The following is a 21,165-nucleotide window of genomic DNA, read 5'->3' as shown; positions in this document are numbered from 1 at the left end:
GGAGGAGGGGTTGTGCGGTTTCACTTGGAGCGGGTGCCTGCGGGGGATTTGACGTTCAGTGATGTGTTTTTGGTGCCGGGGCGGTCGCGGGTGGCTTCGCGGCTGGATGTGGATCTTTCGACGGGGGACGGGAGTGGGGCCTCGATTCCGGTGGTGGCCGCGAATATGACGGCGGTGTCGGGGCGGCGGATGGCGGAGACGATGGCTCGGTGTGGCGGGCTGGCGGTGATTCCGCAGGACATTCCGGTCGGGGTGGTGGGGGAGGTTGTTGCCTGGGTCAAGGAGCGGGATCCGGTACATGACACGGCTTTGGTGTTGCCGCCGTCGGGGACGGTGGGGGAGGCGCTGAACCTGTTGCCGAAGCGGGGGCACGGGGCGGTGGTGGTGGTTGACGGAGGCCGGCCGGTCGGGGTGGTGACCGAGGCGGACTGTGCGGGGGCGGATCGGTTCACGCAGCTGGATGCGGTGATGTCGCGGGAGTTGCTGACGGTGCCGGCCGGGATCGATCCGGAGGCGGCGTTCGTTCAGTTGCACGACGGGCGGCACCGGTTGGCGCCGGTGGTGGATGCGGCGGGGACGATCGTCGGGATCCTGACCCGGCAGCGGGCGCTCCGGGCAACCCTGTACGAGCCGGCGCTGGATGCGCAGCAGCGACTGCGGGTGGCGGCGGCGATCGGGATCAACGGGGACGTCGAGCAGCGCGCGAAAGCCTTGCTGGACACAGGCATCGACGTACTGGTGATCGACACCGCCCACGGTCATCAGGAGCGGATGCTCGACGTCCTGAAGATCGTGAAGAGCCTCGGTCCCGAGGTTCCGGTCGTCGCGGGGAACGTCGTCACCGCGGAGGGTGTCAGCGATCTCGTCGCGGCCGGCGCGGATATCGTGAAGGTCGGCGTCGGGCCGGGCGCGATGTGTACGACGCGGATGCAGACCGCGGTCGGGCGGCCGCAGTTCTCGGCGGTGCTGGAGTGCGCGGCCCGGGCTCGCGAGCTGGGTAAGCACGTCTGGGCGGACGGCGGCGTCCGCTACCCCCGGGACGTCGCGCTGGCCCTGGCGGCCGGGGCATCGAGCGTGATGATCGGCTCGTGGTTCGCCGGCACGTACGAGTCACCCGGAGACGCGCACCGCGACAGCGACGGCCGCATCTACAAGGAGAGCTTCGGCATGGCGTCGGCGCGCGCCGTCCGGCTGCGCACGGTCGACGACACCCCGTTCCAGCGAGCCCGCAAGAGCATCTTCGAGGAGGGCATCTCGTCGGCCCGGATGTACCTCGACCCCAAGACCCCCAGCGTCGAGGACGTCCTCGACGCGATCGTCTCCGGTATCCGCAGCTCCTGCACGTACGTCGGCGCCGCCAACCTCGCCGAGTTCCACGAGAAAGCCGTCGTCGGCCTCCAAACCGCCGCCGGCTACGCCGAAGGCAAACCCCTCGACACCAGCTGGTGACTCACTCCCGGGGTGAGGTTGAGAGCACAACCAGCTAACCCGGCGAGCGATAGGCAACCCCCGGAATCCGGTGGCACGCTGTAATCAGCAGGGGGGAGGGAACCCCGGACAACCGCGGGGGGCCTTTCGATCTCAGGTGGGGTCGAGAGTCGCGGGCAACCGGCGTTCCGGACGTGGTCGCGGGTGGCGGACGGGAGTACAGCCGAGGCTTGGGAGGGCGACTCGGAGACTCCGAACCCCACCCGCGACTACCTGTGCGTGACACCGATTGCACGGAGCTGCAACGGCCGCCCCTGCCGAAGCATTGCGACTCAGCCGGCTGGTCAGCGGCCGACGACGGTCTGGATCTCCTTGACGGTGACGGTCGTGGAGGCCGTGTTGTCGGGGCCTGCGAGAGAGTCCTGGGCCTCGCCGTCCAGCCACCATTCGACGGTCCAGCTCATGGTGGCGGCGAGCGTGTAGGTGCCGGATTTGCCGTAGGTGACGGTGCACGCGTCGGCGGGGTCGGCGGTGGCGGACCAGGGGACGCCGATGCCGGTACAAGCGGGAGAGATGTCGCCGGCGCCGGTGTCGACGGCGAGCTTGGGGACGATGCGCCAGCGGAGGCTGTAGCCGAAGCGGACAAGGTTCTTTTCCTGGGCGTCGTAGCCGGCGGGCTGGTAGGCGCCCTTGGCGTCGGTGAGCCAGATCCAGGTAGGAACGTCGATGACGTTGTCGCCGGCCTTGGGGTTCACGGCGAGGTAGGTCTGGGGGTAGACCGTCTCGGCGGCGATGTACTCCATCACCTGGCGGGCGGTGGGGCGGGTCGGCGGCGGGGTCACGAAGAAGCGGTAGTCGATGCCGGCGCGGCGCATCATCTCGTTGCGGCGGATGCTGTCGAAGTCGCCCCAGGACGCCATCTCGGCCTCGAACTGCTCGAGGGTCTGGAAGTCGCCGAACTTGCAGAAGCGGGCGTACCACATGCCCTTCTCAGTGGTGGGTTCGGTGTGCGGGGGGACGTAGCCGGGCTGCGGAACCCAGACGCAGAGCGGCGGCTGACCGCCCTTGGTCCACTTCGTCTTGTCCTTCTTCCCGCCGGTCCTTTCGCTACCGCTGCAGCCGAGCTCACCCGTGACGCTCTTGCCGTTACCCGAGAGGCCACCGGTCGGGGCGCAGGTCGGCCGGGCCTCGGCCGGCGCACTCGCTGTCAGCAACGCGGCCGTGATCGCGAGGGCGGTGAGAATCCTCATTTGCTGCAGCCGAACGAGGCCACCCTGGTGTCGGTGGAGAAGATGAGCCATTTGCCTTTCACCAGCTGAACCTTGTCGAGCCGGGTGATCTTGCCCGCCGGCTTGATCAGCTGCTTGCCGTTGCGGGCGCTGACCGCGGACATGTTGTCGATCACGCACGCGGTGATGGTGGCGGTAGGCACCTTCGCCTTCAGATCGGGTGCGGAGACGCGCGACTCGAGCAAGCGTAAGTAGCCGGTCACCTTGGCTCGGTGGAAACCTTTGTTGAACGTCGTGGAGTGCTTGAGGGATTCCAGGGCGTCGCCGGTCATGAATCTGGCGTAGGAGACGTCGGGACCGCCGTCGCGGAAGCCCGTGTCGAGCGTGACGATGAAGGTCGAGTAGTTCGCCAGGATCTGGGTCTTGGCCTTCGCGGTGGGGTCCGCGGTGGGCGTCGGCGTGGGGGTGGTTGTCGGAAACAAGGGTGTTCGGGTGGGTGCCGTGGTGGGCTCGGAGTTGCTGCCGCAGGCGGTGAGGGTGAGCAGCAGGAGCCCTGTTGTCACGGTCGTGCCGAGCCTGATCACGTACTGCCTCCCCGAGAAAAAGGTGGTTCGAACGGGTGATTCTAGGTGACGGATGGTCTCGCGCCGGTCGCTGCGAGTTGCAGGAACGTGCAACGGCCGGCGCCGAGTCGGTCGGTTCGCGGTAAGGCGTCGGGTTGGCTGACTGCTTGGCATTGGGGCGGGGGTTGGGCAGGATTGGGAGTTGATCGATAGAGCAGGGGTGTGTCGTGCCGGAGGCGGGTGCGGCTCCGCTCAGGGTGGACGCCGAGACTGCGATCGTCCTGCGCGAGGCTTATCACAAGATCGAGGCGCTGTTCCGCGCCGATCACTACGGGCTGTACGACTATGTGCGGGTCGTGGTGGCCAAAGTTGCGCGGGTCGACACGTTCTTCGTGGGCTTTCTGCACGGGGCGAATCGGGTGCGGTATCCGTACGGGTACGACGATGGGCGTTATGTCGCTCCGGATACGCACAGCTACGGGCCGAATGGGCAGACGGCGTGGTTGCTGAAACATCGGCAGACGTATCGGTACGCGTACGACAACGGCTCGGCGTTGCATGCCGGCGTGCCGATCGGGGCGGTTGGGCGGCGGTCGGAGGATGTGGTGACGGTGCCGATCTTCCGGCCGGCGAAGGACGGTCCGGATCAGTTGTTCGGGATGTTGTCGATGCAGAGTTACGAGCCGCGCAGTTACGACGACAACGCGGTCCGGGCGTTCGAGTGGCTGGGCGGGGTCGTCGAGCGGGTGCTGACTCGTGAGGGGGAGGATCGGGAGGCCCTGCGGCGGTTGCCGGCCGGTGACATCGGGCCGAATCTGCTGACGTCGGACCATGTCATGGAGTACCTGGTGCACCGGATCGCGGCGATCCGGGAGATCGCGGTCGAGGCGATGGGCGAGACCGAGGTGCACGGTCATCTGAGCCGGATCGTGGAGACCACCGAGCACATTCAGTCCGAGCTGATCGAGATGCTGATGGAGACCGACGAGGGGCCCGAGCGCCGGTTCGGCGGGCTGACCAAGGCCCAGCAGGGGATCGCCGTCCTGCTCGCCGACGGGCTCGACAACGACCAGCTCGCGGCCGAACTGGGGATCAGCCTCAATACCGTAAAAACACATCTCAGTGCGATTTTGCGCAAATACGAGATGGCGCACCGGGCGCAGGTTGCCGATGACGTTCGGAAATACCTGGCCCGCTGATCGGCTCTCGACATACTTGATTAGTTGAAGTAACTTCCGGGTGGCTGTCGTATTTCATGAATTTTCCCGCCGCCCTGGGAGGCTCTGTCGTGTCCGATCCGCTGTCCCGCCGTACGTTCCTGGCCGCAAGTGGTGGTTTGCTGGCCGGCGTCACCTTGCCCACCGCAACCGCCGGAGCGGCTCAGGCTCCGGCGGCCAAGACTGCTGCCACCGATCTCGCGAAGTACCGTCCGGTCAGCGCGTCCTCGACGGCGTACGCCGCGACGCCGCCGGAGTTCGCCGTCGACGGGCTGGCCGTGCCCGGCGTCCGCGGCTCGGGCTGGCGCGCCGCCGGTAAGGATCCCCAGTGGATCGTGGTCGATCTGCAGGGGAAGTGCCGCGTCGAGTCCGTGCGGCTCACCTTCGAGGCGACCGCGCAGGATCCGCCGTTCGACTTCACCCCGTGGAACCCGTACGGCAACACGACCGGTCAGGAGCTGCTCTCCAGCTCACCGCTGGACTTCCGCGTCGACATCTCGACCGACGGCTCGTCCTGGCGGACCGTGCACCAGGCGACCGACAGCGCTGGTGGCACTGTCGACGTCACGCTCGACAGCCCGGTCACCGCGCAGTACGTGCGACTCACCGCGAGCCGCCAGGCCAACACCAATGCCCTTGGCCTGAACGGATTCCAGGTCTATGGAACCGCAGGCAGCCGCCCGGCCGTCACCGGCTGGACCGACTTCGGCAAGCACAGCGACAAGCCGCCGGCGCTGACCAAGGCGGCGGACGGCACGTTCCCGATCGAGTCCGGCTGGACGCTGACGATGGACGACTTCGTCGGCACGTCGGACGGCGCCGCGCTCGCCCAGCCCGGTAAGGACACCTCGACCTGGCTGCCCGCGGTCGTGCCGGGCACCGTGCTCGGCGCGCTGGTGGAACAGGGCCAGTTCCCGGATCCGGTCGAGGGGATGAACAACCTCGAGATCCCGGAGGCGCTCAGCCGGCACGTGTGGTGGTACCACCGGAAGTTCGACCGCCCGACCGGCTCCGGATCGCGCGTCTGGCTGGAGTTCGACGGGATCAACCACCAGGCCGACGTCTGGCTGAACGGCGTCTCGATCGGCACGGTCAAGCACCCGTTCGCCCGGTCGGCGCTCGACGTCACCGCCGCGCTGAAGGCGAAGAACGGGCTCGCGGTGAAGATCACGCCGATGCCGCATCCCGGATCCGCTGGTGACAAAGGCGATGCGGGCCAGGCGTTCGTCCAGGCCGCGACCCTGTACCTGGATTCGCCGACGCTGCTCGCGGCGTCCGGCTGGGACTGGATGCCCGCCGTCCGCGACCGGGCCGCCGGGATCTGGAACCACGTCCGGCTGCGCTTCACCGGCGACGCCGTCCTGGGCGACCCGCGGGTCGTGACCAAGGTGCCGAGCCGGGACCGCGCGACGGTCGCGATCACCGTCCCGGTCCGGAACGCGGCGGCGTCCGCGAAGGCGATCACCGTGCAGACCGCCTTCGGCGGACGGACCGCGAGCAAGACGGTCACCGTCGCGGCCGGGGCGACGGCGAACGTCGTCTTCGACACCGTCACGATCGACAAGCCGAAGCTCTGGTGGCCCAACGGGTACGGCGATCCGGCCCTGCACGAGCTCACCTACACCGCACTCGTCGGCAGCGGCAAGAGCGACAGCCGCAAGACGACGTTCGGCATCCGGGAGTTCGGTTACGACTACGAGATCCCGATCAAGGTCGACCCGGCGACCAACAGCGCCGCGCAGACCGTGTCGATCCCGCGGCAGACCGCGAAGTTCGTCCGGATCCAGGGCCGCCGGCGCGCGACCGGCTGGGGCTATTCGCTGTGGACACTGGCGATCAAGGACAGCGCGGACCCAGCGGTCGACCTCGCCCGGAGCGGCACCGCGACCGCCTCGTCGGACGACGGCAGCCCGGCCCCCAATGCGATCGACGGTAACGACCGGAGCCGCTGGTCGTCGGCGTACAACGACAACGAGTGGATCCAGATCGACCTGGGAGCCGCGAAGAGTTTCGACCGGATCGAGCTGTTGTGGGAGACGGCGTACGCGTCGTTGTTCGAGATCCAGGTCTCGGACGACGGGAACGAGTGGCGCAAGGTGCAGGAGGTGAACAACGCGCCGATCCCGTTGAAGATCAGCGTGAACGGCGTCCGCGTCTTCGTCCGCGGCGGCAACTGGGGCTGGGACGAACTGCTGCGCCGGATGCCGAAGGAGAAGATGGACGCGGTGATCGGTATGCACCGCGACATGAACTTCACGATGATCCGGAACTGGATCGGCTCCAGCACCCGCGAGGAGTTCTACCAGGCCTGTGACGAGAACGGCATCCTGGTCTGGAACGACTTCTGGGAGGCCGGGCCGTTCAGCGACAACCTGCCCGGGTACGTCGACATCGCGCGCGACACCATCGTCCGGTACCGGACGCATCCGTCGATCGTGGTCTGGTGCGCGGCCAACGAGCAGCACCCGCCGCCCGCGATCCACGAGGGCATCCAGGCCGCGATCCGGGCCGAGGACGACGAGATCCTCTACCTGCCGGACTCGGCGGCCGGGTTCGTCTCCGGGCACGGTCCGTACTACTGGGTCGAGCCGGCCAAGTACTTCGACGCGAACACCTACGACACGTTCAACTTCGGCTTCCACACCGAGATCGGGATGCCGACGATCCCGGTGATCGAGAGTATGCGCAATCTGGTCGGGGAGGGGGAGGTGGGCTGGCCGATCGGGACGCCGTGGTACCACCACGACTGGTCCGCGAACGGGAACCAGCGGCCGGCGACGTACCTGGGGGCGATCGACGAGCGGCTCGGGGCGTCGAGCGGGCTGGAGGAGTTCACCCGTAAGGCGCAGTTCGTGAACTACGAGAACATGCGGGCGATGTTCGAGGCCTGGAACGCCAACCTGTGGACGGACGCCTCCGCCCTGCTGCTCTGGATGTCGCACCCGGCCTGGCACTCGACGGTCTGGCAGACCTACGACTACGACCTCGATGTGAACGGCAGCTACTACGGCGCCCGGAAGGGGTGCGAGCCGATCCACGTCCAGGCCAACCCGACGGACTGGACGACGGTCGCCCTCAACCACACCACAGCGCCGCTGTCGGCCACTGTGGTCGCGGACCTCTGCGACCTCAACGGCGCGAAGCTGTGGTCGCAGCAGGCTGCGGTATCTGTTGCTGCTAGCAACAAGACGGAGTCGTTCAAGGTCGGCTTCGGGGCCGAGCTGCCGGCGCTGCACCTGCTGCGGCTCAAGCTGGTCGATGCGCAGGGCAAGGTGTTGTCGGAGAACACGTACTGGCGTTGTCGCAAGCCGGCCGACCTTCAGCGCGTGAACGCGTTGCCGGCCGCGCGGCTCGACGTCCGCTCGACCGCGAGCCGGGGCAAGCTGACGGCGACGGTGCGCAACACCGGGAAGACGGTGGCGGCGCTGATCCGGTTGTCACTGCGCGACCGGCAGGGCGAACGCGTCCTGCCGGCCGTCTACAGCGACAACTACTTCTGGCTGCTCCCGGGCGAATCCCGAGCCGTCACCGTCACCACACCCACGTCGGCCTCGGGGCTGCGGCTGGAGGCCGACGCCTACAACGACTAGTACGCCCGGGCGACGTAGGCGATCAGGCCGCGTTCGTCGTCCTCGGTCGGCAGGGTGCCGTCGGGGCGTTGGAGGCAGCGAACGGTGAGGCCCGCTTCGGCGAGGCGGTCCTCACCTTCCTCGCCGACCGCGTCGTACGGGATGGTCACCCAGTCCGTCGCTTCGAGGGCCTCCTCGACTGTGGCGACGGGCGTGGTGCGGGCGGATTGGCGGGCCGCAGCCTGGTCGAGGAGCCAGGCTTGGTCTGCGGCGAGCGCTTCGGCGACCGTGCTGGTGAGGGTTGCCAGCTCGACCGGGGCCTTGTCGGACAGGCGAAGCCGACGGACGACGGTGGCGACACCCGACTCCAGGTCGCGCGGACCGACCTCGATCCGGATCGGGACGCCCTTGAGCTCCCAGCCGACCGCCCGGCGTCCGAAGGGCTGGTCGGTCCGGGTATCGACCTGGACGCGGACGCCGGCGGCTCGCAGGTCGGTCGCGATCCGGTGTGCGGCTTCGAGCGTCTCGTCGCGGACCGCGAGGACGACGACCTGAGTGGGCGCGGCGAGCGGGGGGATCCGCAGCCCGGCGTCGTCGCCGTGGATCATGATCAGGCCGCCGAGCATCCGGGTGCTGGTGCCCCAGGACGTCGTCCAGGCATGCTCGCGCCGCCCCTCGGCGGACAGGTAGCCGATGTCGAAGGCGCGGGCGAAGTTCTGCCCGAGCTCGTGCGAGGTGCCCAGCTGCAGCGCCTTGCCGTCGCCGGTCATCCCTTCGAGCGTCATCGTGTTCACCGCGCCCGCGAACCGCTCGCGCCGGGTCTTACGACCGACGACGACGGGGATCGCGAGATGGCCGACCATGATCTCCCGGTAGACCTCCTGCAGGATCTTGATCGCGTAGGCGCGGGCCTCCGCGGCCGTGGCATGCGCCGTATGTCCTTCCTGCCAGAGGAACTCCGTCGTCCGGAGGAAGACGCGCGGGCGCAGCTCCCAGCGGACGACGTTGGCCCATTGGTTCAGCAGCAAGGGCAGATCGCGATAGCTCTGCACCCACTTGGCCAGATACTCACCGATGATCGTCTCGGAGGTCGGCCGGATGACGGCGGGCTCTTCGAGTTGTTTGCCGCCGGCATGCGTGACGACGGCCAGCTCGGGGCTGAACCCCTCGACATGTTCGGCCTCGCGCTGCAGGTAGCTCTCGGGGATCAGCAAGGGGAAATAGGCATTCTCGGCGCCGGCCGCCTTGATCCGCCGATCCATTGCCTGCTGCAACAACTCCCAGATCCCGTACCCGTACGGCCGGATCACCATCGTCCCCCGCACCGGCCCGTTCTCGGCGAGCTCGGCTTTGGCAATCACATCCTGGTACCACCGGGGAAAGTCCGTCGCCTGCGCGGCAAGCACGGATCGGGTCGCTGTCATGTTCGCCAGTGTAGGAACGGGCTCATTCGGCTGGCGAAGGGATTTCGGGCAGCAGAAAGCCCGGCGACCCTGGGGTCGCCGGGCTGACGGCGGTGATCAGATCGCTGCGAGGGCGTCGTTCCAGGTCTTGGAGGGACGCATGATCGCGGCGGCCTTGGCCGGGTCGGGCTGGTAGTAGCCGCCGAGTTCGGCGGGGGTGCCCTGGACGGCGTTCAGCTCGTCGACGATGGTCTGCTCGTTGGTGGCGAGCGTCTCGGCGAGGGTGGTGAACTGGGCGGCCAGCTCGGCGTCGTCGGTCTGCTGGGCGAGCTCCTGGGCCCAGTAGAGGGACAGGTAGAAGTGGCTGCCGCGGTTGTCGATACCGCCGACGCGACGGGTCGGGGACTTGTCCTCGTTGAGGAAGGTCGCCGTGGCGCGGTCGAGGGTGTCGGCGAGGATCTGGGCCCGCGCGTTACCGGTGGACTGGGCCAGGTGCTCGAAGCTCGCGGCCAGCGCGAAGAACTCGCCGAGGCTGTCCCAGCGCAGGTAGTTCTCCTTGACGAGCTGCTGGACGTGCTTCGGGGCCGAGCCGCCGGCGCCGGTCTCGAACAGGCCGCCGCCGGCCATCAGCGGCACGATCGACAGCATCTTCGCGCTGGTGCCCAGCTCGAGGATCGGGAACAGGTCGGTCAGGTAGTCGCGGAGCACGTTCCCGGTGACCGAGATGGTGTTCTCGCCGCGGCGGATCCGGTCCAGCGACAGCTTGATCGCGTCGACCGGGGCGAGGATCTTCAGGTCCAGGCCCTCGGTGTCGTGATCGGTCAGGTAGCGGTTCACCTTGTCGATCAGGTTCGCGTCGTGGGCGCGGGTCTCGTCCAGCCAGAAGATCGCCGGGTCGCCGGTGGCGCGGGCCCGGGCGACGGCCAGCTTGACCCAGTCGCGGATCGGGTCGTCCTTGGTCTGGCAGGCGCGGAAGATGTCCCCGGGCTCGACGTTCTGCTCGAGGACGACGTCGCCCGCGCCGTTGACCAGCCGGACGACGCCCGCGGCCGCGACCTCGAAGGTCTTGTCGTGCGAGCCGTACTCCTCGGCCTTCTGCGCCATCAGGCCGACGTTCGGGACCGAGCCCATCGTGGCCGGGTCGAACGCGCCGTGCTCACGGCAGTCGTCGAGGACGACCTGGTAGATCCCCGCGTAGCTGCTGTCCGGCAGGACGGCGAGGGTGTCGGCCTCGGCGCCGTCCGGGCCCCACATGTGGCCCGAGGTGCGGATCATGGCCGGCATCGACGCGTCGACGATCACGTCGGACGGCACGTGCAGGTTGGTGATGCCCTTGTCGGAGTCGACCATCGCGAGCGCCGGGCCGGCCGCGAGCTCGGCGTCGAAGGAGGCCTTGATCGCGTCGCCCTCGGGCAGGTTCGCGAGCCCGGCGAGGATGCCGCCGAGGCCGTCGTTCGGGCTCAGGCCGGCCTTGGCCAGCGTCTCGCCGTACTGGGCGAAGGTGTTCGGGAAGAAGGCGCGGACGGCGTGGCCGAAGACGATCGGGTCGGAGACCTTCATCATCGTCGCCTTCAGGTGCAGCGAGAACAGGACGTCGTCCGACTTCGCCTTCGCGACCTGCGCGGTCAGGAACTCGCGCAACGCGGCGACGTGCAGGACGGACGAGTCGACGACCTCACCGGCCAGCACCGGGACCGACTCGCGCAGGACGGTGGTCGTCCCGTCGGCGGCGACGTGCTCGATCCGCAGCGAGTCGTCGGCCGCGATGACCGTCGACTTCTCGGTGGAGCGGAAGTCGTTCTGGCCCATCGTGGCGACATTGGTCTTGGAGTCGGCTGCCCAGACGCCCATCCGGTGCGGGTGGGTCTTGGCGTAGTTCTTGACCGAGGCGGGTGCGCGGCGGTCGGAGTTGCCCTCGCGGAGCACCGGGTTCACGGCGGAGCCCTTGACCTTGTCGTAGCGGGCCTGGATCTCCCGCTCCTCGTCGGTCTTCGGCTCGTCCGGGTAGTCCGGCAGCGCGTAGCCCTGGGCCTGGAGCTCGGCGACGGCGGCCTTCAGCTGCGGGATCGAGGCGGAGACGTTCGGCAGCTTGATGATGTTCGCCGCCGGGGTCTTGGCCAGCTCGCCGAGCTCGGCCAGCGCGTCCGCGATCCGCTGGTCCTCCTGCAGGTACTCCGGGAAGACCGCCAGCAGGCGGCCGGCCAGCGAGATGTCCCGGGTCTCCACGCCGACACCGGCCTGCCCGGCGTACGCCTGGATCACGGGGAGGAACGAGTACGTCGCCAGCGCGGGCGCCTCGTCGGTGTGGGTGTAGATGATCGTCGAGTCAGTCACAGAGCCCACCCTAATGGGCGGCTGGACCGGCTCTGCCTGCACGTGGGCAGGCTCACTCTGCGTCAAGGTCGTCCGGGTGGGCCAGTGTGATCCCCGCGGCGACGGTCACCGCGCTGGTGAAGCCGAGGGTGTCGATCGGGGACGCCGCCGCGACCGTCGACCCGGCCAGCGAGGCCAGCCCCTTCGCGCCGTCCCACGTGCAGTCGACGAACACCGCGCCGGCCGCCTTCACCTGGGACAACTCCGCGCCGCTCAGGTCACACCGGCGGAACACGGCCCCGCTCAGGTCGGCCGACACCAGATCCGCGCTCTGCAGGCGGCAGTCGGTGAACTCGACCCGGTTGAACTTCGCGAACCGGAACGACGCGTAGTCGAGCACGCTGTCGCGGAACGTCGTGTGCTGCAGCACCATCCCCGGCCCCGCGAACCCGGTCAGCCGCGACGAAACCACCGCCACTCGCGTCAGCCCCGCGTCGACCCACCGCGAATTCGCGAGGTCACACTGCACCAGTTCGGTGTCCACCACGATCGGCTTCTCCAGCCCCGACCCCGCGACCCGGCACCTGGTCAGCCGGCACCCGCCCAGCTCCAGATGCTCGGCCTCCAGGTCGCTCAGGTCGACATCGTCGAGCTCGAGATCGAGTAACCGGGTCTCGTCCTCGATCTCGTCCGGCAGGGTGGTGTCCAGCTGCGCCCGCAGCCGCGGCGCAGCGATCTTCCGAGGAGGCATGCGAGGACCGTATCCAGGTCCACCGACAATCTCTCAAGGAGTACGCAGGCTCTCAAGGAGTACGCAGGGAGTGCGCCGCGGCTCCGATCAGGGCTGCGTGTTCGGTGTCGCGGGTGGCGACCACCTCGAACGGGAAGACGTCGTGGACGAGGTCGAAGGCGCCGGAGATGGAGCCGCCGAGGACGGTCCGGGTGACGGCGAAGCGATCGATCCAGGGCGTCAGGGCTTCGGCGAGAACGGTGAAGCCGGCGCGGAGGGAGTCGAGGGCAGTGCCGTCGCCCGCGCGGGCCCGGTCGGCGATCTGTTTGACGCCGATGCCGGGCTCGTCGACGCCGGTGCGGTCGAAGTACGCGCGGAGCAGGGCCCGGCCGGAGATCGAGTCTTCGAGGGGGCGTCCGTCGTACTGGGTGCGGTAGAGCTCGCCGCCGGGCGGGACGGTACCGCCGGTGCGGACGACGTAGCCGTCGGCGAGGAACGCCGTACCGATGCCGGTGCCGACCGTGACGCCCGCGCAGCGCTCGGCGCCGCGAGTCGGCCCGGCGGTCCACTCGCCGACGGCGAACGCCTCGGCATCGTTGACGAACTCCAGCCGCTCCAGCCCCAGCTCGGCGCGCAGCGCGGCGCCGAGCTCGAAGCCGTACAACGCGTCGAACTTCGTCTGACCCTGGTACCAGCCGATGCCGGCCTCGTAGTCGAACGGCCCGGGGATGGCGATCGCCAGCCCTTGCAGACCCGGCAGCTTCCGCGCGGCGTCGGCCAGCTGCCCGACGACCTGCTCCGCCGCCTGCTGCGACGCCAGGTCGATCCGCTCGACCACCTCGACCCGCCACCCGTCCGGCGACACGACTGCCGCCGTCACATGGCTACCCCCGACCTCCAGCACCGGTACATCCATGCGCACATCATCCCGCACGCGGTGTCACGAATGAGTGATGCGGAGGGCCTGCCGCCCGTCGGGCAGCATGATCACCGCTCCGCTGGGAGTCGGGCCCGGCCAGGGCAGCGACTCCAGTTTTCGATAGACGAACAAGCCATCACGCACCGAGGCCTGCTCGGTTCGCCACTTGCCGTCGACCGCGACGTCGACGGCCCCGTCCCGGGTGGGTAGCACGCCGTACACGGTGGTCACGCTTTGCTTGCTGCCATCGCCGACTGCGGTCTTCCGGAGGACGATTCCGCCCACGTGCCCGAGGGGGAGTTGAGCGGTGCCGCGGTCGGGCTGGCTCAGGCAGTAGACGACCACGTGCGAGTTGGGGTCCTTACGGATGGACGCCGCGCCGTAGGCATCGTGCTGCTCCACGACCACCGGCCAGGTCCAGGTGTCTTTGCCCATCCGGCGGCCGCTGGAGGAGTCGCACTGCAGCCAGGCCTCCTGTGGCGGCCGTGGCTGGCCCGCCACTGGGGCCTCGCGCTCCCGGAGCGCCAGACCGACGCCGCTGGTCAGTACTGCGAGCGCAGCGACGACCGTGAGGGTGACGGTGGCTGTGCGGATCCGGGCGCGGCGGCGGCCCGCGGTGAGGATGGCGACCGGGTCCGGTGCGAAGTAGCGGTCGGAGCGGTCGCTCTCGCGCTCCATCAGCGCTTTCAGGTCTTCGGTCATATCAGCCTCCCATCCCGGCAAGTTCCGAGAAGTGTCTGAGTGCGGGGTGTTCACGGAGCTTCTCCAGCGCGCGCATCGTCTGGCTCTTGACCGTCCCGGGCCGGCAATCGAGAGCGATCGCGGTCTCTTCGACCGTGAGCTCGTCGAAGTACCGCAGGACGACGCAGGCGCGCTGGCGAGGCGGGAGCGTGGCGAGCGCCTCGGTGATCACCATGCGGTTCTCCAGGACGCCGAGCGGGTCAGCGGGGTCCGGCTGACCGCTGAACATCTCACTGTCGCCGACCACCTCCTGACTCGACTTGCGGCGCAGACCGTCGAGGGTGGTGGAGACGACGACCTTCCGCGCGTAGGCGCTGACGCTGCCCTTGCGCTGGATCCGGCTCCAGATCCGGTACATCCGGATCAGCGCCTCCTGTGTCGCGTCCTCTGCCCGGCGCCAGTCGCCGCACAGCAGGTACGCGGTCCGGCACAGCGCGTTCGCCTGATGCCGGACGAAGTCGACGTAGTCCTGTTCGACGTCGCTCTTCATGCCCCACCCTCTCCACACCTCTGTGTGCCTAACGCGATCACCGGCAGGGGCGGTTGCACGGCGGACGGCACTTTTTCGACCGAGATCATGGTGACCGGAAAGCGGGTCATGGCTAGACCGGAATTTTCGCCGCTCCGCCGCGACGAACCGTGACTGGGCGGTACTCGTAGAGTTGAGGCCAGGTCCGGTGAGGAGGACACGTGCGAGCGCAGACAGGGACGACGTCCGTGGTCGCGGCGCTCAGCGTCGTGGTGGCGGCGGTCGGTCACGTGCTCGCGGGTGGCGGCGGAGTGCCGTTACCGGTGCTGCCGCCGCTGCTGGCGCTGACGGCGGCCTGCTGGTTGCTGGGTGAGTATCTGGCTGATGAGCCGGTGCTGATCGCGCTGGTGCTCGGCGGCGTGCAGCTCTTCGTCCACGTCACGCTGGACGCCGCGCACCACCCGATGCCGATGTCAGCCGGGCTGGGCGGCAGTGTCCTGATGACGTTGACGCACCTGGCCGTTCTGGGCGCCGGTGTGCTCGCGGTCGGGTTCGCACACGAGTGGGGCCGACGGGTGGTCGCGATCCTGGCTCGGCTGCTGCCAGTGCGGCCCGTCGTACGGCGGGTGCCCGCAACAACCGTCGTACCGGTGATGCCCGCTTCGGTTGCGGCGTGGGCGCAGCGGTGGTGGATCGGGTCGGCAGTGTCGTGGCGTGGGCCGCCTGGGCGCGGAGTGCAGCCAGCTCTGTTCTGAAACCGGTCGTGGCTTCCGCGGCCGGGTCCGCCCCGTGTATGACCGCGAAAGGTTCCCACTGCCATGTCCAAGAAGCTCTTTCTGCGGGCCGGCGCCATTGCCGCCGCGTCCGTTCTCGTCCTCGCCGGTGCGACCGGCTCGGCGTCCGCCCATGTCTCCGTGTCATCGCCGGATGCGAAACCTGGCGGCTACGCGAAGCTCGTCTTCCGGGTGCCGACCGAGTCCGACACCAGCTCGACCACGAAGCTCGTCGTCTCGCTGCCGAAGGACCATCCGTTCGCGCACGTCGGCGCGCAGGTGAAACAGGGCTGGAAGGTCGAGAAGACGACCGAGAAACTGGCCACCCCGGTCAAGGTCGGCGATGTGACGCTGTCCGAGGCGATCACCACCGTCACCTGGACCGCGACCGCAGGTGGTGTCCCGGCGAACGACTTCGACGAGTTCGCGCTGTCGGTCGGCCGCCTCCCGGAGAAGGTCGATTCACTCAGCTTCCCGGCTGTGCAGACCTACAGCGACGGTGAGGTCGTCAAATGGGACCAGCCGCGGACAGAGGGCGCCGACGAGCCTGAGCACCCGGCCCCGGCACTGAAACTGGTCGCCGCGGTCACTCCGGTCGCTGCGAACACCAACCCGGTCGACAAGGACTCTTCTGACCCAGTAGCCCGTTGGCTGGGCGGTGCGGGGCTGCTGCTCGGTCTGGTCGGGTTGGGCCTCGGATTGCGGCCGCGTAAGACCGAGAAGGCACAGTAGTAGCCGTGCGTCGTCCGATCGCAGTACTCGCCGCGTCGCTGCTGGCTCTGGTGATCTCCACCGGGCCAGCGGCGGCGCATGCCAAGCTCGACTCCATCTCGCCCGCTGATGGCGCTTCGATGGCCGCACCGCCGGAGAAGGTCGTGCTGACCTTCAACGAACCGGTCGGGAGTAGCGGCCTGCAGATTCAGGTGAAATCGCCGGCCGGCGTGAATGTGGCCACTGGCGAGCCGCAGGTGCTCGACGGTACTGTCACCCAGCCGGTCGGCGCGATGATCGAGACCGGTCGCTACCAAGTCGACGCCCGCGTCGTCTCCGCTGACGGTCACCCCATCACCGTCAGCACCGGCTTCACGGTCACGCACGCCGGGCACCCGCCGGACAGCCCACCTGGGACGCAGCCGGTTCAGCCGAGTAACAACAACACCGTCACCATCGTGGCGATGTGTCTGGTCATGCTGGTCGTCGTCGCGCTGGCTGTCGTCATCGTCCGGCGTCGCCCGGCTCGTCCATGAGCTCTCCGGCGACGCCGCGCTTCGCAGTCTGGAGCGCGGCGACCGCGGCCGGAGTCGTCGTACTGATCGTTGCGCTGCTGGCTGCCGGCGGTGCGCCGCAATCGACTCCGCACGGGCTGCACGGGGCCGGGCTGCCGGTCTCCTGGGCAGTTCCGGTGCTGCGGTTGCTTGCGGACGGCGCAGCGGTGCTGGCCGGTGGTGCCGTGCTGACTGCGGCGTGGTTGCTCCCAGCAACGGACGGCGTACTGGGCGAGCGGGCGCTCAAGGCCTGTCAGGACGCCGCTCTCGCGGCTGGGGTCTGGGCGCTGGCGAGTATCGGCGGGCTGGTGGCAACGGCGGCGGTGATCCTGGGGGTGCCGGTGGCACAGCTGGGGGAGTACGCCGGCCAGGCTGGGCAGCTGAGCCAGGTCCGGGCGCTGGCGGTCGCGATCGTCCTGACGGCCGTGCTGGCGGTCCTCGTGAGTGGCGTCAAGAGCTTGCGCGGCGCCCGGGTCGCGCTGGTGCTGGTCGGGGCTGCGCTCGTCGGACCGTTGCTGACGGGCCACGGGGCGAGTGAGGGGACGTCGTTCTGGTCGGTGACGGCAACGACGTCCCTGGTAGTGCACGTGTTCGCCGCGACGCTGTGGGTCGGCGGGCTGTACGGCGTGCTGCGCTATGCGCGGGAGACGGCCGCAGTGCAGCGATTCAGCGCGCTGGCGCTCGGATGTGCGGTGGCGATCGGTGTGACCGGGCTGCTGACCGCGGAGATCCACCTCGGCGGCCGGGAGGACGGCTGGGGCCTGATCACCCAGTGGGTGACGACCGGGTACGGCGCGCTGGTGTTCGCCAAGGCGATCGCGTACGCCGGGCTGGTCGCGATCGGCCGGCAGCATCGGCGGGCGACGCTACCCGCGCTGGCCGCCGGGCAGCCGGGCGCGTTCCGGCGGCTCGCGATCGGGGAGCTGATCGTGATGGCGGCGACGGTCGGGCTCGCCGTTGCCCTTTCGCGCACCCCGTGACGCGCGGAGTCGGTGATATGTCAACAGCCGCCCGTACACTGGCCGCATGACCGAACCACGCTGGCTGAACGCGCGGGAGGCGCGGTTGTGGCAGGCGTGGCGGGACACCCAGCGTGAGCTGAACCGTGTCCTGGAGGCCCGCCTGATCGCGAACTCCGGCCTGTCCGGCGCCGACTACGCGCTGCTGCATCCGCTGTCGAGCTCGGCGGACGGCGTCCTGCGGACCCGCGATCTCGGCCGCTCGGTCGGCTGGGAGCGCAGCCGGCTGTCGCACCAGGTCAGCCGGATGGAGAAGCGCGGGCTGGTCAGCCGCGAGGAGTGCGCGGACGACGCCCGCGGCTCGATGGTCCGGCTCACCGAGCTCGGCCGGAAGGCGGTCGAGGCCGCCGCGCCGGATCATGTCGAGGCGGCCCGCGCGTACTTCTTCGATCATCTGAGCCCGGCCGAGGTCGGCGAGCTCACCGCGGTCCTCGAGCGGGTGCTGGGCGGGATTCCCAGCTCGCCGTGTGACGACCCGTCCGGCGACTGCGCCGAGTAGCACCCCAGCTTTGAGTTGACATGTCACCTCGAAGGAGTATTTTGGTGATACGTCATCAAACGATGGCATTCACTCCTGCGTCGTGAAGGAACTGTCATGCCCAAGATCGCGATCATCCTCGGCAGCACCCGGCCGGGCCGGAACGGCGAAGCCGTCGCCCATTGGGTGCTCGACATCGCCAAGCAGCGCGGTGACGCCGAGTTCGAGCTGGTCGACATCGCGGAGTACCGGCTGCCGCACCTGGACGAGGCGATGCCGCCCGCGATGGGGCAGTACAGCCGGCCGCACACGCTCGCCTGGGCCGAGAAGATCGCGTCGTTCGACGGGTTCGTCTTCGTCACCCCGGAGTACAACCACTCGACGTCCGGCGCGCTCAAGAACGCCATCGATTTCCTGTTCGCCGAGTGGAACGACAAAGCGGCCGGCTTCGTCAGCTACGGCTCCGTCGGCGGCGCCCGCGCCGTCGAGCACCTCCGCCTCGTGATGGCCGAACTCAAGGTCGCCACCGTCCGCAGCCAGGTCACCCTCCCGCTGGCCACCGACTTCGAGAACTACTCCAAGTTCACCCCGCTCCCGCACCAGGAGCCCGCCCTCCAGCAGACCCTCGACCAGGTCATCAGCTGGTCGAACGCGCTCAAGACGGTGCGCCCCGCGGCCTGACGGCTGTCGGTGGAGGTGCGGCCGGCTCGGGGCGCACCTCCACGCATTTGACGCAGGTCGAAAGGTCTGCGGGCGGTTCGATGGCTGTGCGACCGTGAGTGGACTCGGAGGGAGTTGCTCATGCGCAGGATCACCGCCCTGGTTCTGGCCGGCTTGTTGACTCTTGGCGCGCTGCCGGCAGGGGGTGCCGTGGCTGCTGTACGGAATTTGGCGGTGGGTGCGAGAGCTACCGCGAGCGACAGTCTGGCGCGGTTCGAGCCGGGCAAGGCGGTGGACGGGAACAGCTCGACCTACTGGGCGGCTTCGAACGGCGCCAAGCCGAAGTGGCTCGAGGTGGACCTGGGTCAGGTCCGGCAGCTGGCCTCGGTGGAGCAGAACTTCAAGGACGTCGACGTGCACTCGTTCGTGATCGAGGGCCGGACGGACGGGAGCGGGTGGACGACGCTGCTCGACCGGCGCGGGGGCGCGCGCGGGCAGGTGTTCACCCAGCCGGTGACCGGCTCGTACCGGTACGTGCGGCTGACGATCACCGGGTCCGCGGCCGGCTACTGGGCCGGGAGTACGGAGTTCGCCGTGAACGGGTACGACGACGCGCCGCGAAACCTGGCTCGTGCGGTGTCGGCCACGTCGTCCTCACTCGGGCCGGGATACGAGCCGTTCAAGGCGGTCGACGGCGACCCGGCGACGTACTGGGGTGCGGAGAAACCCGACCTCCCGCAGTGGCTGATGCTTGACTTCGGCAACGACATCGCGATGACCCGGATCGAGCAGTCCTTCGTCGACAACGACCACTGGAAGTTCCGTATCGAGGGCTCCCGGGACAAGCAGACCTGGCAGACCCTGGTCAGCAAGGACGAAGTCGGCCGTGTCTTCGGGCAGGACGTTTCCGGAACCTACCGCTACCTCAAACTCACCGTTCTCCACAGCGGCGCCGGCCATTGGGCGTGCAGCCAGGAGCTGAAGGTCTTCGGCTCCGGCGAACCCGTCACGACCAAGTGGTGGGAGAACCGCTCCGGCGTGATGCGGTACTACCCGATCTGGCAACAGCTCCGCCTCGACGACATCACCGCCCGGCTGGACTCCTTGAAAGCCAGGGGATTCCGCGCGATCGAGCTCTCCCCGGTCAACGACGGCGACCGCAACCTGTGGGCCGGGCTCCCGGTGATGAACCTCTACACGATCGACCCCGATATCGGCACCATGCAGGACTTCGAGGAGCTGATCGCGGCCGCGCATGCCCGCGGCCTCAAGGTGGTCATCTTCACCAACCCGGGTTACGCGTCGATCGACTCGCCGTACTTCCAGAAGGCTCAAGATGACTTCCGCAACGGCGTCCAGAGTCTGGAGCGGTCCTGGTTCGACATCCGCAAGCGGCGTGGCGAATATCCTGAGCTGTGGCACTACAGCGCCCGCGCCCAGGGCTACTACTGGGGGACGTGGGATGCGAAGGCGCCGTCCTTCAACTACTCCAGCCAGGCCTGGCTCGACGAGACCCGCAAGTACCTGCGGTTCTGGATGGACAAGGGCGTCGACGGGATCGCGCTCGACGCGCCGAACGTCTACCACACCACGACCGTTGCCAAGAACAACTATGCGATCACCGACGTGCTGCGCAACTACGACGCGTTCATGAACGGCGAAGGCGTCCGCGAGCCGGAGTTCATCTACGACTGGCACTACAACAGCCTGCAGGACTATCCGATCACCCAGTGGGGGATCCCGCCGAACCAGGGCGCCAGCGCGATCCTGTCCGCCATCGACTCGGGTGACCCGAGCGGCCTGGAGAACACCCTGAAGAACTACCGCGACCTGATGGTGAACGCCGGCGGCATCACGCAGACCGCGCCGAACTGGGGCCGCACCAACTATCCGGTCGACCGCCGGCTGCTCGAGATCGCGATGCTCACCTCGATGGGCACGCTGTTCTATCTGCACAACGACTACTACACGATCCTGCCCGACGAGCAGGAGATCCCGAACTGGCCCGCCGCCCAGCGCGAGCAGCTCGACAAGCTGATGCGCGCCCAGAACGCGTCCCCCGCGCTCGCTCCACTCGGCCTGCGGGTCCGTATCCCGACCAACGACGACCGCAAGTACTACGCCTACAAACGGCTGAACAAGGACGGGACGTCGAAGGCCCTCGTCCTGCTCAACTTCCAGAGCACTCCGCAGACGGTCTCGGTCGACCTCACCGGCACCGGGATCGCGACCGCTCAGACCCCGACCGATCTGGTCGAGTCCCGCCCCGGCCCGGCGATCACCGGATCGGCGTACCAGGTGCAGTTGCCCGCGTTCGGCTACCAGATTCTCGCGGTCCAGTGACGGTCACGCGGAGTACTCGGGGGTAGTCCGTGCGGGACACGCCGTC

Annotated in this window: 18 protein-coding genes; 10 read left to right on the top strand and 8 right to left on the bottom strand. The window is 68.6% G+C overall.

Annotated features, from left to right (window positions below; translation table 11 throughout):
* Window positions 1-12: 12 nt before the first annotated feature.
* On the top strand, window positions 13-1,449 hold the full coding sequence (locus HPO96_RS29115; protein WP_171677565.1) for a GuaB1 family IMP dehydrogenase-related protein: 1,437 nt from the start codon (window positions 13-15) through the stop codon (window positions 1,447-1,449).
* Between the two features lie 323 nt (window positions 1,450-1,772).
* On the opposite strand, the gene HPO96_RS29110 is transcribed toward HPO96_RS29115, so the two are convergent.
* Together HPO96_RS29110 and HPO96_RS29105 are read right to left on the bottom strand one after the other, a co-directional pair.
* Entirely contained in the window at window positions 1,773-2,678 is a 906-nt protein-coding gene (locus tag HPO96_RS29110) for a hypothetical protein (protein WP_171677564.1), read from the bottom strand.
* The gene (locus HPO96_RS29105; RefSeq protein WP_171677563.1) at window positions 2,675-3,241 is read right to left on the bottom strand and encodes a hypothetical protein; all 567 of its coding nucleotides are present in this window, start codon (window positions 3,239-3,241) and stop codon (window positions 2,675-2,677) included. Before HPO96_RS29105 ends, HPO96_RS29110 begins: the two co-directional genes overlap by 4 nt.
* 206 nt (window positions 3,242-3,447) lie before the next feature.
* Between HPO96_RS29105 and HPO96_RS29100 the strand changes: the two genes are divergently transcribed.
* The gene (locus tag HPO96_RS29100) at window positions 3,448-4,419 is read left to right on the top strand and encodes a LuxR C-terminal-related transcriptional regulator (RefSeq protein ID WP_171677562.1); all 972 of its coding nucleotides are present in this window, start codon (window positions 3,448-3,450) and stop codon (window positions 4,417-4,419) included.
* Between the two features lie 89 nt (window positions 4,420-4,508).
* Window positions 4,509-8,027 (top strand): discoidin domain-containing protein, encoded by a 3,519-nt coding sequence (locus tag HPO96_RS29095; protein WP_202886550.1) that lies wholly within the window; start codon window positions 4,509-4,511, stop codon window positions 8,025-8,027.
* Here HPO96_RS29095 and proS read toward each other — a convergent pair.
* From proS to HPO96_RS29065, 6 genes are all read right to left on the bottom strand, one after another.
* Entirely contained in the window at window positions 8,024-9,430 is a 1,407-nt protein-coding gene (proS, locus tag HPO96_RS29090) for a proline--tRNA ligase (protein ID WP_171677560.1), read from the bottom strand. The genes HPO96_RS29095 and proS overlap by 4 nt on opposite strands.
* A gap of 96 nt (window positions 9,431-9,526) precedes the next feature.
* Window positions 9,527-11,743: an NADP-dependent isocitrate dehydrogenase gene (locus tag HPO96_RS29085; protein ID WP_171677559.1), complete on the bottom strand. Its 2,217-nt coding sequence runs from the start codon at window positions 11,741-11,743 to the stop codon at window positions 9,527-9,529.
* 52 nt (window positions 11,744-11,795) lie between these two features.
* Window positions 11,796-12,473 carry a pentapeptide repeat-containing protein gene (locus tag HPO96_RS29080; protein WP_171677558.1) on the bottom strand — a complete coding sequence of 226 codons (678 nt, stop codon included), beginning with the start codon at window positions 12,471-12,473 and terminating at the stop codon, window positions 11,796-11,798.
* A 52-nt stretch (window positions 12,474-12,525) separates the two neighbouring features.
* Window positions 12,526-13,368, bottom strand: coding sequence for an ROK family protein (locus HPO96_RS29075; protein ID WP_171677557.1), 843 nt, complete (start codon window positions 13,366-13,368; stop codon window positions 12,526-12,528).
* 24 nt (window positions 13,369-13,392) lie between these two features.
* Entirely contained in the window at window positions 13,393-14,073 is a 681-nt protein-coding gene (locus HPO96_RS29070) for a hypothetical protein (protein ID WP_171677556.1), read from the bottom strand.
* 1 nt (window position 14,074) lies between these two features.
* Window positions 14,075-14,602 (bottom strand): SigE family RNA polymerase sigma factor, encoded by a 528-nt coding sequence (locus HPO96_RS29065; protein ID WP_171677555.1) that lies wholly within the window; start codon window positions 14,600-14,602, stop codon window positions 14,075-14,077.
* Between the two features lie 200 nt (window positions 14,603-14,802).
* On the opposite strand from HPO96_RS29065, the gene HPO96_RS29060 reads away from it, so the two are divergent.
* The 7 genes from HPO96_RS29060 (at window position 14,803) to HPO96_RS29030 (ending at window position 21,119) form a co-directional block, all read left to right on the top strand.
* Window positions 14,803-15,336 (top strand): hypothetical protein, encoded by a 534-nt coding sequence (locus HPO96_RS29060; RefSeq protein WP_171677554.1) that lies wholly within the window; start codon window positions 14,803-14,805, stop codon window positions 15,334-15,336.
* A gap of 63 nt (window positions 15,337-15,399) precedes the next feature.
* A complete protein-coding gene (locus HPO96_RS29055) occupies window positions 15,400-16,086 on the top strand; it encodes a YcnI family copper-binding membrane protein (protein ID WP_171677553.1) in 687 nt (228 codons plus the stop codon).
* Between the two features lie 5 nt (window positions 16,087-16,091).
* Window positions 16,092-16,601, top strand: coding sequence for a copper resistance protein CopC (locus tag HPO96_RS29050; RefSeq protein ID WP_171677552.1), 510 nt, complete (start codon window positions 16,092-16,094; stop codon window positions 16,599-16,601).
* Window positions 16,598-17,599 carry a copper resistance D family protein gene (locus tag HPO96_RS29045; RefSeq protein WP_171677551.1) on the top strand — a complete coding sequence of 334 codons (1,002 nt, stop codon included), beginning with the start codon at window positions 16,598-16,600 and terminating at the stop codon, window positions 17,597-17,599. Before HPO96_RS29050 ends, HPO96_RS29045 begins: the two co-directional genes overlap by 4 nt.
* 46 nt (window positions 17,600-17,645) lie before the next feature.
* Window positions 17,646-18,137, top strand: a complete 492-nt coding sequence (locus HPO96_RS29040) for a MarR family winged helix-turn-helix transcriptional regulator (RefSeq protein ID WP_171677550.1) — start codon at window positions 17,646-17,648, stop codon at window positions 18,135-18,137.
* Window positions 18,138-18,233: 96 nt separating this feature from the next.
* A complete protein-coding gene (locus HPO96_RS29035; RefSeq protein WP_171677549.1) occupies window positions 18,234-18,797 on the top strand; it encodes an NADPH-dependent FMN reductase in 564 nt (187 codons plus the stop codon).
* A 213-nt stretch (window positions 18,798-19,010) separates the two neighbouring features.
* Window positions 19,011-21,119: a discoidin domain-containing protein gene (locus HPO96_RS29030; protein WP_171677548.1), complete on the top strand. Its 2,109-nt coding sequence runs from the start codon at window positions 19,011-19,013 to the stop codon at window positions 21,117-21,119.
* The last annotated feature ends 46 nt before the right edge of the window (window positions 21,120-21,165 follow it).

Origin of the sequence: Kribbella sandramycini, assembly GCF_013131805.1 — a bacterium.
Classification (GTDB): Bacteria; Actinomycetota; Actinomycetes; order Propionibacteriales; family Kribbellaceae; genus Kribbella; species Kribbella sandramycini.
This window is presented reverse-complemented; position numbering and strand designations above follow the sequence as displayed.